This window comes from Alistipes intestinihominis (assembly GCF_040095975.1).
GTDB lineage: Bacteria > Bacteroidota > Bacteroidia > Bacteroidales > Rikenellaceae > Alistipes > Alistipes senegalensis.
Genome location: NZ_JBBMFL010000005.1, coordinates 1 through 15,063 on the forward strand (window position 1 = coordinate 1; position 15,063 = coordinate 15,063).

Annotated in this window: 15 protein-coding genes; all 15 read left to right on the plus strand. The window is 47.8% G+C overall.

From position 1 onward, the window contains the following. The first annotated feature begins 90 nt into the window (after nt 1–90). The 15 genes from WMO46_RS05670 (at nt 91) to WMO46_RS05740 (ending at nt 14,751) form a co-directional block, all read left to right on the plus strand. On the plus strand, nt 91–438 hold the full coding sequence (locus WMO46_RS05670; protein ID WP_281717338.1) for a hypothetical protein: 348 nt from the start codon (nt 91–93) through the stop codon (nt 436–438). Nucleotides 439–849: 411 nt separating this feature from the next. After that, on the plus strand, nt 850–1,986 hold the full coding sequence (locus tag WMO46_RS05675) for a replication initiation protein (RefSeq protein WP_129651766.1): 1,137 nt from the start codon (nt 850–852) through the stop codon (nt 1,984–1,986). Between the two features lie 4 nt (nt 1,987–1,990). After that, nucleotides 1,991–2,764 carry a ParA family protein gene (locus WMO46_RS05680; protein WP_349093977.1) on the plus strand — a complete coding sequence of 258 codons (774 nt, stop codon included), beginning with the start codon at nt 1,991–1,993 and terminating at the stop codon, nt 2,762–2,764. Continuing rightward, complete coding sequence (locus tag WMO46_RS05685) at nt 2,754–2,996, plus strand: hypothetical protein (protein ID WP_129651764.1); 243 nt, start codon at nt 2,754–2,756, stop codon at nt 2,994–2,996. Before WMO46_RS05680 ends, WMO46_RS05685 begins: the two co-directional genes overlap by 11 nt. Beyond that, nucleotides 2,986–3,258, plus strand: coding sequence for a hypothetical protein (locus tag WMO46_RS05690; protein WP_349093978.1), 273 nt, complete (start codon nt 2,986–2,988; stop codon nt 3,256–3,258). Before WMO46_RS05685 ends, WMO46_RS05690 begins: the two co-directional genes overlap by 11 nt. Next, a complete protein-coding gene (locus tag WMO46_RS05695) occupies nt 3,255–3,881 on the plus strand; it encodes a M23 family metallopeptidase (protein WP_349093979.1) in 627 nt (208 codons plus the stop codon). Before WMO46_RS05690 ends, WMO46_RS05695 begins: the two co-directional genes overlap by 4 nt. 20 nt (nt 3,882–3,901) lie before the next feature. Continuing rightward, entirely contained in the window at nt 3,902–4,444 is a 543-nt protein-coding gene (locus WMO46_RS05700) for a DUF3575 domain-containing protein (RefSeq protein WP_349093980.1), read from the plus strand. A 74-nt stretch (nt 4,445–4,518) separates the two neighbouring features. Beyond that, a complete protein-coding gene (locus WMO46_RS05705; protein WP_349093981.1) occupies nt 4,519–6,252 on the plus strand; it encodes a tetratricopeptide repeat protein in 1,734 nt (577 codons plus the stop codon). Between the two features lie 109 nt (nt 6,253–6,361). Beyond that, complete coding sequence (locus tag WMO46_RS05710; RefSeq protein ID WP_349093982.1) at nt 6,362–6,613, plus strand: hypothetical protein; 252 nt, start codon at nt 6,362–6,364, stop codon at nt 6,611–6,613. Nucleotide 6,614: 1 nt separating this feature from the next. Next, the gene (locus WMO46_RS05715) at nt 6,615–7,493 is read left to right on the plus strand and encodes a FimB/Mfa2 family fimbrial subunit (RefSeq protein ID WP_349093983.1); all 879 of its coding nucleotides are present in this window, start codon (nt 6,615–6,617) and stop codon (nt 7,491–7,493) included. A gap of 46 nt (nt 7,494–7,539) precedes the next feature. Further along, entirely contained in the window at nt 7,540–8,607 is a 1,068-nt protein-coding gene (locus WMO46_RS05720; protein ID WP_349093984.1) for a DUF4906 domain-containing protein, read from the plus strand. 135 nt (nt 8,608–8,742) lie between these two features. Continuing rightward, on the plus strand, nt 8,743–10,149 hold the full coding sequence (locus tag WMO46_RS05725) for a hypothetical protein (protein ID WP_349093985.1): 1,407 nt from the start codon (nt 8,743–8,745) through the stop codon (nt 10,147–10,149). A gap of 2 nt (nt 10,150–10,151) precedes the next feature. Next, a complete protein-coding gene (locus WMO46_RS05730) occupies nt 10,152–10,862 on the plus strand; it encodes a hypothetical protein (RefSeq protein ID WP_129651758.1) in 711 nt (236 codons plus the stop codon). Between the two features lie 4 nt (nt 10,863–10,866). Further along, nucleotides 10,867–12,186, plus strand: coding sequence for a hypothetical protein (locus WMO46_RS05735; RefSeq protein WP_349093986.1), 1,320 nt, complete (start codon nt 10,867–10,869; stop codon nt 12,184–12,186). Between the two features lie 18 nt (nt 12,187–12,204). Then, on the plus strand, nt 12,205–14,751 hold the full coding sequence (locus WMO46_RS05740; RefSeq protein WP_349093987.1) for a DUF4906 domain-containing protein: 2,547 nt from the start codon (nt 12,205–12,207) through the stop codon (nt 14,749–14,751). Nucleotides 14,752–15,063 lie beyond the last annotated feature (312 nt).

Genomic DNA, 15,063 nt, shown 5'->3' on the forward strand with positions numbered 1-15,063 from the left:
AGATCTATATAATCCCATTATTCCGGGGCTATTTGATTAATTGTTTAACTCGTCCCATTTTAACGGGACACTAATGAACACGGATAAATGATGATCCCGGACCTCAAAACAATAAAGCAACTACTTGAAGAGGCTATCGCAGTCGGTTCTTCAACGGTTCTGAAAGAGTTGCGGCCAAAATCCGATACTCTATCTCGTAAGAAAGCAGAGTTAGAATTCGGAGAATCCAGAATCCGAGAACTACTCGAAGCCAATTTAATTAGTTTAAGAAAAATTGGTGCGAGATATTATCTGAGTAGAGTAGAAATCAATCAAGCCCTTTGTCAATCATCAGTTCAATTACTATACATCAAAACTCAAGATGGGCAGCAACCGACCTCTGACAAAAAAAGAGTGGGCCGAATACTGGGCAATCGTAGACGAACAAGAAAAACGTGAGTATCTACGCCTGCGGACATACACTGTGCTGTTTAAGATGCTTTGTCCTGCATGTTCTTATAATGCAGAGACAAGGAAAAAGATAGTCTATGATTGTCCAAACTGCCGGATAATTAAATGGCACAACTGTTCGATAAGACAAGTTCAGAGCGGAGAAATAAAAAATAGAATTATAACGAAATATCCAACAACAGAATGGATTAAGGCTTATGATCACGCACGAGCCCTGAAATGGAGTTGGAAAAAGCACGAATCGAAGTTCAAACAAGACATCATGGGGAATTGGATTCCAAAATGATATTCGAATATGCGTAGAAAGCGCATATATGGTTCTTTTAATAATCTATTTTTCGAAGTAAAGTAGAGAAAACTTCGGGGAGGCAGTTGCCCCTGTCTCCCCAAATTTTACAGATGGCGAATCAGGTTAAAATACGAGATAGGGGTGGCTACGTCTACACGATTCCGGAAAATAACATTTCGGAAGCAGCTATTGATATATCGTCATATACGAAGGTCAAGCATCCCAATCTGTTTATTGATATGAGATCTGCGTATTCATACACGCAGTTCCTCGCACTGTTTCGTATCGCAATATCGTTACAACCAATTATTCGGACCAATTTCGACACACCTGATGGAAAAATTTCCATCCAAGCAAAAAATGTCTACTGGGATAGAGAATCACACATAGTAGAAATTGTATTACCACTACGAGACTTTGGCGTTAGGCCCGAACATTATAACGAACTCGAAAGGGCTCTCCTCGACATGAGCCGTATCAGTGTAACTTTTCCACAAAAATCGGCTTTGACGAATGAAGAACTGACTGCAACCGGAGGATTGTGCCATGTTGCGATTGAACGAAAGAATAAACGTCGTCAGAATGCACATTTCTTCTTTCACGAGCAGATCGTACACACAATCATTAATCCTCAAAACGGTTTTTCCCAAATATTAAAAGAAACGGTTGAGAAGGTCAGTTCAATCTATACTGCCAAGTTATATTTCAATATCTGTCGTTGGGCAGATAAAGGCCAGTGGGTTGTCAGCTATTTGGAACTGCGATCCATCCTGAATATTGATCCAACAAAATACAATTCATATCACGATTTTCGGAAACGAATACTGAAAAGCAGTGCTGATGCTTTGATGAACAAAACGAATTATTGGTTTACGTTTTACGAACGGTTTCCCTTGCGCTCGAAGATTCCTGATATAATCTATTTCATTATTCATAATGGCCAGTTGAGTGACCAAGAGCAGCGTGATTATAAAAACCGAGTAGATCGGATTAAGGACATAAGCTCACATTTTGGAATAACCGCTCGTTCCATGAGCTCTATCTTAGAAAAGATTACCCCGCAGAATAGTCGCTATGTGTACGAAAAACATAACGAACTACTTGCATATATCGGTGAAAATGAAAGTGAAATTACGAATCGTGCAGCCTATTACAGACAGGCTATGCAAAATATAGTGTTTGGCGAATTGCTCAAGCCAGCCGAGATACAGACAGAATTCGATTTCTCAAACCCTTCAATACTTTAGGACAATGAAAGTTATAACAATTCTCAACTTAAAAGGCGGGGTTGGTAAAACCACGTCTACAATCAATCTGGCAGAGTATATAGCTTCGGTTGAAAAAAAGCGCGTACTACTCATTGATGCAGACCCACAGGCAAACCTTACTCATTTCTACCAAACAGACGTGCCCAAACAGGATAATTTTTTTGGAATTTTCGCCATGCGGGATAAGGTTCAACCGACCATCATCAAAAGGAACCTGCATATTATCCCTTCCAATGCCCGGTCGTCCAAGATCAATTCATTGATCGAAGGGGAGCATAATTCACTATATATTCTCACCGACATATTGCACAGTCGAGATTATACGGATATTTATGACTTTGTAATTATTGATTGCCCGCCCAGTTTGGGCCAAACGGTTGTCAATGCAGTCGTAGCAGCAGACTATGTAATTATTCCAGTTACAACCGGGGAATTTGCATCTCAAGGTCTCGAATCAGTGATTGCGGCAATAACAACCATCCAAAGGGAATACAATCCAAAGGTTACAATCCTGGGAATACTTCCAACACTTTTTAGTGCCGGTAGAGTCGCATCCCAAAACCTTATTTCACATTTGAGCGATAGCGGTTTACCCATGTTCGATTGCCGGATTCGATATTGCGAGAGTTTCCGTAGAGCAGAGCTGGCACATAAAAGCGTATATGAATTTGACCGACGCAGTAATGCGGCTCTCGATATGACTGCATTCTCAAAAGAAGTAATGCTTCGACTCAAAAACAGTAATTATGACCAGTGAATTGGACAACCTGATTACCGACATGGGGCAAGGCTCCAGACGTCGCGGTATAAAAAAGGGGCGTAAAAAGATCAGAACGACTGTTCGAAGATCCACTATTGAGTTCACCGCAGAAATGGACTCCATTATCAAACAGCACCTATTCAAACATCATAAATCCTACGTCTGGGAAGCTGTTTACGACGGATTAAAATGTTTGGCCAAAAACGAAGGATATAAATATGACGAATGAAGAATATAAAGAGCGTCGCCAGGCACTCGGTCTGGCAATCGCCGCATTGGATAAAGAACACCTCGAAGACCGAGAATTTACAGACGGGAAACTTGTAGAAATTGATTACGACTGGCACAAACGTATCGGCGTGATCTGCGGCTGTTTTATCGACCCCTTCGATGGTTCCATCCAATACAGGTATCATCCGCTGCGAAAGAACGGCATTCCTGCAAAAAATATATGTCATACCTACCACGGCTGTAAAATTACGAGAGCATGACATTTCTCATATTATGCACCGCAACAGTTTGCAGTCTCGCATCGCAGACCGATATCGAACGATTATTAAATATGGCAGGAAACTACCGCCAGGTCGAACAAACGATTCTGCTGCTCAAGCGGCCGAATCCGATAATTGACCATGTACCCTGCATCTCGCCACTTCGGGCCGAAGATTTTCGACACCTCCGGATCAGCTCCGCTTACGGGCCTCGTCTCCATCCGCTCCTGAATGAATACAAACACCACGCAGGCATAGATCTGCCTGGCAACCCGGGCGAATGGGTTTATGCGACAGCGGGAGGAATGGTAGCGAAGGTCGGCCGGACAGCAACGATCGGAAAGTTCATCCGGCTACGCCACAATTACGGTTTTACAACCCTTTACGGCCATTTGAGTTCGATCGACGTTGTGGAAAGTGACAGTGTTCATATCGGTCAGGCAATCGGGCGCGTTGGCAGCACCGGCCGCAGCACGGGGCCGCACCTGCACTACGGAGTCACCAAGAACGGGGTTGAGCAAAACCCGCTCCCCTATTGCTATTTGTACCTCCGATGGCAGAAAATGTTGAATCGTGAAGGGAAGAAGTACATCAAAAGATCCGGTCCCAATTTAACGAATTAGCATTTTAATAACGTTTTATAATGAAACATATCCTTCTATCTATTGCCGCAATTCTTATCGCAGCGGTTGCACAGGCACAGTTCTCCTCAGTATCAACTAATATCGTCGGCTGGGCCGCCGGTAATATCAATGTCGCCATCGATGTTAACGTCAACCTCCACAATACAGTCAACATCCCCGTGTCGATCAATCCTTTCAGATTCGGCGATACACAGTGGAGCCATGTCGTCCTGCAACCGGGCTGGCGGCACTGGTTCGTCGAGCGTTACATCGGACATTTCATAGCTCCATCGCTGGTCTACGCCAACTATACCATCGGTTACGACAAGCACACTTTCAAAGGCAATGCCTATGGCATAGGTTGCTCCTGGGGCTACTCAAAACTCCTAAGTACTCGATGGAACTTCATCGTCGAAATAGGTGCCGGTATCGTCTATACCCCCTACACCGAAAAACTGCGGACGAAATACATCGGGGAATTCGACGACGAATACACCTACTGCCACCGTCGGTTTCTGCTCCTCCCACTCAAGTGCAATTTGGCTTTTTCGTACCTTTTCTAACCCAGACACGGATAATGAGAATCTTCAAAACCACCACATATTTTGCGCTCTGTATCATAACGATCTCCTGTGCCATGACGCACTCTCTGCAACGGCAAACCCCAACGGCCGACATTCACCTGCCCAGTAACGGCCCCGTGGAAACTCCCGAAATTGAAGACGTTGAACGAGCCGTCACGCAGATGCGCAAGATCTCCATGAACGGCAGCCGTGACAGCGCCTATCTTGCCGAGGTCGAACGCGACTCCACGGGAGAATTCACCATCAAAGGCGAGAACATTCAGACGGTCTACATCGTTGCCAAGTCGAAAACCGTAGCTGAGCGCAACGGCGAGATTGCGATCGACTTCATCGTGGGCATCCCCAGCACCCTTCAGAACAACACCTGGGGGTTGTCCCTCACCCCGGTCATAGAGAACAACGGAACAGAAGAGGCGCTGCAACCCCTCTCTATCCGGGGTGAGCTTTTTTCCGAAGTGCAAAAACGCCAGTACTGGCAAATGAACAAGTATCTGAACCGCATTCTCGGCGATACAACGGGACTCTCATCCACGGTCAGTCTTGCGGCCAAATACTACGAAGCCTACAACCGATACCTGGGAAACGATAAAAAACGCCTGGCTGAGAAACTGGAAACCACGTACAAGGAAACGATCTCATTCCCCTATTTATCCGATCCACGTCTCGATTCGGTGCTGTTTCGAAAAGGCGAACTCAGGTATTATTATACGCAACGTTATCGGCCGACCAAAAATACGCATCGGCTGCACCTCTATTTTCGGGGACACGTCGATGCAATCGACCGTAGCCAATACGCCCTGGCCAACAGCGATACGTTGACCTATACCGTGACATCCATGCTGTCGCTTTTGGACAACGAACCCCGGTATATGCTCAAAATCATAGACAAGTACGTCGAGGTCCGAGATCGCAACTACATCACCTTCCCGGTCGGCCGTGCCAATGTAATAGACACGATGGGCCAGAACCATGTGCAGCTTGCCAAAATCGAGCGCCTGATGGACACGCTCATCAACCAATACGAATTCTTCGTCGATTCCATCACCATTACCGCTTCATCATCTCCCGACGGCTCGATGGCGACCAACAACCGTATTGCCGGGGAACGGGCCCGATCGATCAAAGAACGTCTGGTCCGAAAGTTCGGCCGTGAAATCGACACGCTGATCCATACTCGTTCGATCGGCGAGGACTGGACACTTCTCAAACATCTTATCCGCCACAACAGCGATGTCCCCAACTGGAAGCAGATCACAGCCATGATCGACCAAAGCAGGAACCTCGACGTAACGGAGCCGCAAATCCGCCAGCAGTTTCCCAAAGACTATGCCTACATGAAGGAGATCCTCTATCCCCAGTTGCGAGCCGTGGACTTCCGCTACAACTTGCGCCGGGTCGATATGGTCAAGGATACCGTTGTATTGACCGTGCTCGATACTACCTACATGCGCGGAGTGCAGCAACTCCGTGACCGGGATTATGTCGGGGCACTGCGCACCCTGAACGACTACAAGTGCCAGAATCTTGCAATCGTGTTATTGTCATTGAGCTACGACGAAGCCGCATTCGAGATTCTGGAGCAGCTACCTCCGGCCGAGAAGAACGCACGCACAGATTACCTCTCGGCCATTGCGCTCTCGCGCATGAACCGGCCGCGCGAAGGACTGGAGTATTACCTCAAGGCGATTCAGGCAGACCCGGTGCTGAAGTTCCGCGGCAACCTCGACCCCGAAATCCAGATACTCTATAAGCAGAACAACGTAAAATCTACGACCTATGACAGTTGAGTTAGGCTTATTCGATATAGTGCTCTATGCACTTCTGTTGTGTGCAGCAACCGGATTATGTTACAAATTGTCGAACTCGGTCTCTTTTCGCAGAAAGAGCTACGAGACTATGGCACTCGACCTTTGGGAGCAGGGAAAGTTCGAAGATGCCGCATATATCATGGATTGTCTGCACCGGTGGCATTTCACGAAAGAAACACACGCTCTGGCGGCCATAGTGTACTACAAGGCCGGGCGCATCGACGACGCGCAGGAACACCTGACCATGATTTGTAAACCGAAAAATGTACTCTTCCTGTTTTTGACCTCCAACGCGACACTCAAGACGCTATTCGACGAACTCAAGAAACACAACAATTAATATGAAATACCTCTGCTACATACTCACGGGGCTTTGGCTCGTAAGCTCTCTGGCCAGCTGCGAGATTCACGACGACATCGACGTAAGTGTGAAGCGCAAGGCCGTTGTATACCTGCGCTACAACTACAACGACGGAGAACACGACACGATGGACGAAGTGCAGACCGTGCGGCTGTTTTTCTTCGACCTGAAGACCGGACGACAGTACCGGGACACGACACTGACACGCGAAAAGTTCCTGACCGATACCGGAGCCATGCAAACCTACATTTCAAATGGAGAATATGGAATTGTGACGCTTGCGAACGTAGGGCATGGCTCCACGGTATCGGCAGACAACCTCGGCGATGCCGCCATCACCTTCCCTGAAACGGGGGCCGACCCGGTTTTCTTCAACCGCATCGAAACGCCGATCCTGAAGGGCGATTCGCTGCGCTTCGACATCGACCTGTTCAAGTCGGTATATAAGGTCAACGTCTTGATCGAAGGGATGCAGAACATCGACAACCCCGAAGACTTCTATTTCGGACTGAACAACTACGCCGCTCTGAATTTTGACAACAAGCCCTGCGGCGGCTTCAAGATGTATCGCCCCCGACTCACCGTCGATCCAGTTGCCGGCACCATGTCGGGGACATTTTTCACGCCCTACTTCCCGTCGAACCTGCCAATCTCGCTCGGCATTTACACCAACAATCCCGCCTCAATCTACGGACATGAACTCTTTGCTGCCACAATCCAACGTTACATGGAGATCGTACCAAATCCGGGGCATGATGTCGAGATAGACATTCGCATTCTCCTGAACGGAGCCAATGTGACGGTGATTATCTCCGACTGGGAAGGAACAGTTATTCAAGAAGAACATTTCGGAGTATAAAATAGACTCGAAATAAACTTATTATCTTACTTAATTAATCTCCTCTATGAAAAACATTATTATCAAATTGACCGCGATCGCGGTAACGTTGGGATTCGCTGCCTGCGAAAAAAACGAAGCCAATCCAACACCAGAAAACAGCGGGAAAACCGGCGAGATCGAACTTGTCCTGAAAAACGGGAACGTAGCCGATGAAACCCGCGCCTTTGGTTCCGGAACTACTGAGACCTGGGAGAAATCGATCTCCTCGGCCATACTGATCGTCTACAACACCTCCGGCACGCAAATTCTGCGTCGCGTCCTAACCGCTACGGAAGTAAACAATTCGGCAAGTTCGCCGATCAGGTTTGTTCTTCCGGGCGTCAATGTTGATACTACGTGCGATTTCTTTGTCATTATCAACCGCACCGTTGCAGACAACATCATCACCAAAACCGGGCTACTCGCAGAGTTGGAAAGCGATGTCGCATCCTACAACAGCACCTATGCCAACGTCACTACGAAAGCCATGCGCACCGGAGGATTTGTTATGACAGGCTCCGCGAGCGCAAAGATTGCAGTAGGAACGACGGCCGTGTCTTTGACTGTGAAGCGCGTCGTGGCGAAAGTCGAGATACAGACGATTATGACCGACGCATTTCGCAGCAAATACGGCAATGGCTGCGTCGAAATCAAAAAGATAACCATAAGCAGGGGTGCTGAGAAGTCCTACCTGATAGATCAAACATCGAGTAAGTACGCGACCGTAAACTCTTCCTTCACCTCTGCACAAGACGCCTATTGCGACAAAACCGGGGCGTCGAAAACAAACGCTTATAAGTACAACAACCTTTTCTACATCAATGAGAAGGCCGCAGCTGAAGCCGGATCGCGTGTCAAACTCGACATCGAGGCTATCTATGATGCCGACGGAAACCTCTCGACGACAGACGACCAACTGCCGATTTCCTACGAAACTGAGTTAACGGGAGCAACCAGCGGCAAAATCGTACGCAACGGCTCCTACAAGGTCAACGCCAAACTCGATGGCCTGACAGGCCAGGATGTAACGCTGGCCATCACCGTTGCAAACTGGGAAGCACTCGTAACGCAGGATGTAAATCTGGGACAGTAATCCATTCCATCATCCCCGCATTGCCGGGGATGATTCCGGCCACCGTAGCTCAATGGAAAGAGCGCACCTCCCATCGGGAGCTGAGGTTGTGGGTTTGAGTCCCGCCGGCGGCACACATTTCTAACATTAAGCGCCATGAAACAAATACTTCTTTCCCTGTTGCTCGCAACCAGCGTCGCCTGCAACAAAAACAATGACGGTCCCGCACCGCAACAAGAGAATCCGTTCACTTTGAACGTCGAATATGAAAACCGCGCCTATAATCCGGGTGAAACGGTAGATGTTACATTGACCGTTGAAAAGAAAACAGCCCAAGAGGATTACTTCCTCTTTGCCCCCGTATTCTATGGAACGGGAACTATTACGCTCGAAGGAGAGCCTATGAGCTGGAAAAAGGGGCAGCAGATTCCATACGGAATCATCAATGAATCCGGCTCGTCGGCAACGCTACATTTTAACGTGGCTCCTGAATTCAGCAACAAAGCTAAAAATGAATACAGTCTGCGGTTTTTCGTCAGCGGCCCTGACGGAACGCACAAAACATACAAAGAAATCCAGATCAAGACTCAAAATACAGCTCCGATCACGGCACAAATCATCAGCACCGGAAAAACACACATCGAATTGGATGAAACTTTTTCTTTCGAATGGTCAGCATCAAAAGAAAACTATACGGGCAATTTCAAAGTAGATACTAAAATCTCAGAAGGGGACGGATATTTTATCGATCCGGACAATGACAATCGCACCGTATGGAGTTTCAACATACCGGCCAATTCCACGAAAAGACTCGAATACCAACCCCTGAAAACCGGGATTCACAAATTTACTATTACAATTTTCGACGGCATGAGCAGGACGGCATTAGACGGCTCTGTCGAGGTAATGCCGGATAGCTACGGCCCGGAGTCCGGGCAGATTAGCCCTGATCTCGGAGTGTACATTTACGCTGGGGCACGATATTACCCGCGCTCGAAGTGGAAAACCGAATGGGGGCTGAAAGCCGAAGGGGTAGCGATCGTTTCAAGCCAAAGTTCCTTTCTTCTGGCTCCCGCGCCTAAAAGCGGGAAATGGGCAGATCCTCTGCAAGAGGGTGATCCAGAGAAAAGAGATTACATGAGTATCATGCCGGAATTGACATGGACGATGGATTATGACATGGCCAAAGCGGATTTCGACGGGTATAAGAATACGAAAGCGTTGGTAGATGCCGACAGCAAAGGATTAATACAGGCTCCGATAGCGAAACTCTGCTACAATTATGATCCCGAGCAGCCCGGGAAATGGTATATACCGGCCGCCGGGCAGCTGTTCCTGATCCACGAGAATTTCGAAGAAGTACAGGCATGTTTGAAAGCAATCGGAGGCCAGCGTTTCGAATACCAGTATCGAAATGAATATTATTGCAGCTCCACAGGGTGCAACAACATCAATATCTTTGCCCTTATATGCAATTCGACCGGGACCTCCTCATTCGGATCGCACTGGATTTATCCAAGTCATTCTTACAAGACCTACCCCGTTCAAACCTTAACATTTTAAGTATGAATAAGACAATCATTATTTTGATAGGCTGCATTCTATTTAACAGTTGTTCAAAGTCAACCTATCGAATCACCGAGCCGGCACCAACGCTCGAAATAAAAGCATTGCAGGATACCTATACGCTCCAGGAACCGGCATACATCCAGCTCAAAGTCTCGCAACAGGGATATGACGGGGAGTTTCAGGTCTCGGCAGTACTCAGTGAAGGTGTCTGCGAATTGACCATGCAGGGCCGCGACCTGCCTACCGACGGGACATGGGCATCGATGTCCAATGCCACGGAGATACTGACGCTCACACCGACCAAAGCCGGAACACTGAAAATCTCTTTCGAGGTAAAGTCGAAAGATGGCGGCCAAAGCGGCCGTAGCTTCATAAACTTCACGGTGAAAGAGAGCCCGGCCCTACAATTTTCCATCGAATGTCCGGAGACCGCATCCATAGCTTCCCCGGTAGCGTTGACGATGATCGTTACCAAAACCGGATGGGAAGGAGCCATACCCGTAAGATATGAACAGCTCAGCGGTAACGGAACACTTCAATACGGCGCAGTTAATCTTGCACCAAGTGTAAACTTTTCCGTACCGGCGAACTCCGAGCAGCCACTCTACTACACGCCTGATGCACGAGGTATTCACAAACTCCAGTTCTCGGCAACAGACGGGCGAACGACAGAATACAAAGACATCGAAATCATCATAACAAACTGATACTATGAAACAGATTATAATAGCTGCACTCTTATTCATATCGGTTGGATGCACCTCTTCAGAGTATCGGATCGTTGAGCCGCGGCCGACACTGGCACTTTCGAAAAACTCGGCCAACTGCGAACTCGGCCAGGCGGTAAACATCACATTGACCGTCGATCAGGAAGGAGTGGATGGAAATTTCTCGATTTCCGCATTTATCCGTCAAGGGAAAGCGCAAATCTCGATCGAGGGAAGAGAGGTTCAAACGACCGGGCAATGGGTCACATTGGACGGGAAAACCGCTCGAATAGACATAACGCCGGAGGCCGTCGGGGAACTGGTCGTAAACCTCCAGGCGAAAGCACCATCCGGAGAAACCAGCGATCAGCAAGAACTGTCAGTAACCGTAACCGCACCGTCCCAGATAGCCGCCGAAGCAACCTGTGAAGCCAAGATCATAAATCTCGGGCACGAAGCCAAAATTCCCGTACAACTTCGGATCGACGGAAAAAGTCCGGATGGAAAATTCATGGTAACCCCATCGATCAGTCAGGGTCAGGGTAAAATATTTCTCGAGGGGAATATCGTCAACGATGCAAAATGCCCCGTAGACGAGAACACGACGTTCGAATATCTCCCGGAAGTGATCGGGGAACAGATCCTCGAGTTTCAAGTAACCACCTCCCAGGCGACAGCCAAAGCAAGGGCATATATGGATGTCGTAAGGAATATCGTCGTCACAAGCACCGTCGAGGGATGCTTCTCGATCGAGGGAGCCGGAGAATATAACACTGAAGGGCAAGAAATAACTCTCGCCCTGGTCAATGACGAACTATTCAACTTCGAGGCGGCAGGATGGTATGACGCATCCGGGAATTTGCTTTCCGCAGAAGAAACATATTCAATGAAACTATCGACCGACTGCATCACGGACATCGAAGTAAGGCTGAAACAGCGGAATGTAACGATTACCCGAACCGGAATAGCGCAACTCGAGTATCAATACCTCGTGATGGAGAACGGCCGTCCCGTACCAAAAGTTGCCTATGATTACCGGACGCAATACTCGGCCGACTATAAAGCATCGGAACCTATCAAATTCTACTACGAAGAATACAGGCTCGACAAAAGCAAGATTCCACCGCCTGCCGTGAAAAAGAGTGCGGCGCCGGCCCTGCCCAAAGGGGCCACAAAATCCGGATACTTCTGGCGGTACGACAAGAAATACACCGTCTACCTGCGGGCATCGGACAATCCGGAGTTTAAGTTCAATTTCAATCAAAGATGTATAGAATCGAAAACTACGAAATACTACATCCCTACCGATATAACAATGCAATAACCTTCAAAACCACACGACATGAAAAAGACAATTTGGATATTAATGGCAGCATGGATTCTGCACGGTTGCAATCAAGACAACACTCAGGATACATCCGATCCGCGCAGCGTTGCGATCGAAATAAAAATCCAGCCCGACAAACTCGGAAAAATCACGAGGGCGACAGACGAAATGTCCATCAAAGACGTAAACATCTATCTCTATAATGACAAAGGCGAGATCATACTGCATCGTTATCAGACAAGTCCGACGCTGCAATTCCAATGCGTTCCAGGAAACTATCGGATGCGAATTGCGACCAATTTAGGGCACGATGTGGGGGAAAATCCGGCATCGGAAGATTTCATCGTTACACACGCCGACGAGTATGATATCCTGCCGATGTTCTACGAAGGCAATGTTAGCATACCGCCGTCAGGAGGGACACTGCCCGCAGTAGAAGTACAACGCATCGTAGCAAAAATATCCTATAATATTGCCGTCCAACCCACGGATATAGAGCTGCAATCCGTACAACTTCGCTCCGTACCTCGCTCGGTATCCCCTTTCGATGCTACAGTCACTCCGTCGGACAATCCCGACGATTATACAGACTGCCCCGAAACCGAAATCTCAGGCAAACAAGCTACCGGAACCTGTTATCTGCTATCCAATATGCAGGGTTCGGTCCCATCGATTACCGATCAGCGGCAAAAAAACAAAGATAATGCCCCCGGCAATGCCTCCTATCTGCTGATTCGGGCGTTGGCCGGCAACAAGGTACTGACATATACGGTCTTTCTTGGTGAAAACAACACCTCGGATTTCAATGTCCGTGCGAATGTACAATATCAATTCAATATCTCGATTCTGGGAAACAATGAAGTAGACACCCGGATTTCCGCCTATACATTGCAAGTGTGGGATGATTTCGACGACTACAACTACGGTGGATACTGCCTGATGGACGGAACACGTTACCTGCACATCGACGTAGAATGCTTCGACGGATCGGCTCCGACTCGGGGACATTTGAAACTCCTTTCGGGAGATCTGAAAGGTTTTACGTTCAACTACGGAGATACCGGAGCAGAACATGATTTCGACTTGTACGATATGAACGGAGACAACACCTACGAAATGGAATATACTCCAAAATGCTTCACCGAAAAGAATTCATTGCTGGCATACCGTATTACGTTGGTGGATGCACATGGATTCACGCAATCATACGACTTCGAACACCGCATGGCAAATACCATTCGGACACATGTTGTCGGTTCCGGAAATATCACCGTAGCAGGTGCACTTTATTCCGAAACTCACGACATGTCGGTTATAACCCTTTGCATGGAAGGATGTACCCTGACGGCAACTCCTGCCGCCGGATACTTGTTCGATGGGTGGTATTATGACGAGGAATTCAGCAACAAGGCATCGGATCAAAACCCGTATGCGTTTGCGACGACAGATTGGTTCCGCGACATGTATGCAGTATTCCGGACTGAAACGGAGCCTTTGGACAACGAAGGAACGGCCAATTGCTACATCGCGCCGAAACTCGGGTCTTCATACTCATTCAATGCAACGGTAATGGGCAACGACAAAACAACACTCAATATCACCCCGCAGAAACTATCCGGAACACAGGCCCGTGTGATCTGGGAAACCGGAACAGTACGCGGGACAGTCATAACGGATGTCGAATACAAGTCCGGACGCATCATTTTCAAGACCGGGACAGAGCGGGGAAATGCGCTTATCGGGCTCTTCGACGCTTTTGGAAATTGCATCTGGTCCTGGCACATCTGGTCGGTAGACTATGACATTGAGACATCGGGGCAAACTTATGTTTCCGGAGCCGTATTTATGGACCGGAACCTCGGAGCTCTGACAACAGACTGTACGCAAGCTGCCGCCAAAGGGCTATACTATCAATGGGGACGCAAAGACCCGTTCATGTATCCTTCGACTTTCCAGCAAAACAGTTGGAATCAGAAGGTGCAGGCTCCGGCAACCTATATGTCCGGATTCGAATATACTGAAATAACGGCCACAAGTGAGTGGGAAGAAATGATGAGCCCGGAATGGGCGGCAGCACATCCGTCGAATTATATCAATCCGCTGTTCCCGCAGGATTGGGACGACTTTCCCTCCGTATCGGACTGGTCATACAAAGATCGACCGAATCTGTGGGGAAACAGAACCACGACCTCTATAGACAAAACCACCAGCAAATCCATCTACGACCCATGTCCTCCGGGATGGAGAGTACCCGATCTGGAAAGTTTCAAAGGAATAGAATACGTGAGCAGTACGGCACCCTATTATGTAACGATACGCTATAATGGAAATGCTACGACACAAATTCCGTTGGGAGGACGTTATTTCGAGATATACAGCCAAAACGGAACAATAGGAACACTATATACGGCTGCACCTTACGGCTGGAACTCGGATAGGAACTACTACTATTTCGAACGTCGTGGGACAGGAATCACCTTCCAACCACAGGCCAGCACAACAATCACGACGTCAGACCTGTCTCGATATTGGGCCAGTCCTGTGCGGTGCATACGGGAATAAGCCGGAACATCATTTCTATGCAACCAAAGAGGAACGAGATAAAACTCGTTCCTCTTATGCCTTCTATTCAATTAGGCATATATCATATAGCAACGCCTGAGCATCAACTTTTACCTGAAATTTTCGCTGAAACATTTCGATCATACTACCCAAAATACATTACGCGGCGTTACAAATAAAAACCGGCAACAAAAGTTTAGAATTTGCAAGTAACCGAATGTGCAGAAAAAAGCAAATATCAGGTATAGCTATTTTAATACTTTATTCTATTCTGCCTATATTCGATAAAGTCCGATCGGGCAGGCTTGGCAG

Bases quoted from the DNA above. Each gene is read 5' to 3' on its own strand.
- WMO46_RS05690 (WP_349093978.1), top strand. From the start codon at position 2,986: ATGACGAATGAAGAATATAAAGAGCGTCGCCAGGCACTCGGTCTGGCA.
- WMO46_RS05730 (WP_129651758.1), top strand. From the start codon at position 10,152: ATGAATAAGACAATCATTATTTTGATAGGCTGCATTCTATTTAACAGT.
- WMO46_RS05705 (WP_349093981.1), top strand. From the start codon at position 4,519: ATGACGCACTCTCTGCAACGGCAAACCCCAACGGCCGACATTCACCTG.
- WMO46_RS05685 (WP_129651764.1), top strand. From the start codon at position 2,754: ATGACCAGTGAATTGGACAACCTGATTACCGACATGGGGCAAGGCTCC.
- WMO46_RS05700 (WP_349093980.1), top strand. From the start codon at position 3,902: ATGAAACATATCCTTCTATCTATTGCCGCAATTCTTATCGCAGCGGTT.
- WMO46_RS05675 (WP_129651766.1), top strand. From the start codon at position 850: ATGGCGAATCAGGTTAAAATACGAGATAGGGGTGGCTACGTCTACACG.
- WMO46_RS05735 (WP_349093986.1), top strand. From the start codon at position 10,867: ATGAAACAGATTATAATAGCTGCACTCTTATTCATATCGGTTGGATGC.
- WMO46_RS05695 (WP_349093979.1), top strand. From the start codon at position 3,255: ATGACATTTCTCATATTATGCACCGCAACAGTTTGCAGTCTCGCATCG.
- WMO46_RS05710 (WP_349093982.1), top strand. From the start codon at position 6,362: ATGGCACTCGACCTTTGGGAGCAGGGAAAGTTCGAAGATGCCGCATAT.
- WMO46_RS05670 (WP_281717338.1), top strand. From the start codon at position 91: ATGATCCCGGACCTCAAAACAATAAAGCAACTACTTGAAGAGGCTATC.
- WMO46_RS05740 (WP_349093987.1), top strand. From the start codon at position 12,205: ATGAAAAAGACAATTTGGATATTAATGGCAGCATGGATTCTGCACGGT.
- WMO46_RS05715 (WP_349093983.1), top strand. From the start codon at position 6,615: ATGAAATACCTCTGCTACATACTCACGGGGCTTTGGCTCGTAAGCTCT.
- WMO46_RS05680 (WP_349093977.1), top strand. From the start codon at position 1,991: ATGAAAGTTATAACAATTCTCAACTTAAAAGGCGGGGTTGGTAAAACC.
- WMO46_RS05720 (WP_349093984.1), top strand. From the start codon at position 7,540: ATGAAAAACATTATTATCAAATTGACCGCGATCGCGGTAACGTTGGGA.
- WMO46_RS05725 (WP_349093985.1), top strand. From the start codon at position 8,743: ATGAAACAAATACTTCTTTCCCTGTTGCTCGCAACCAGCGTCGCCTGC.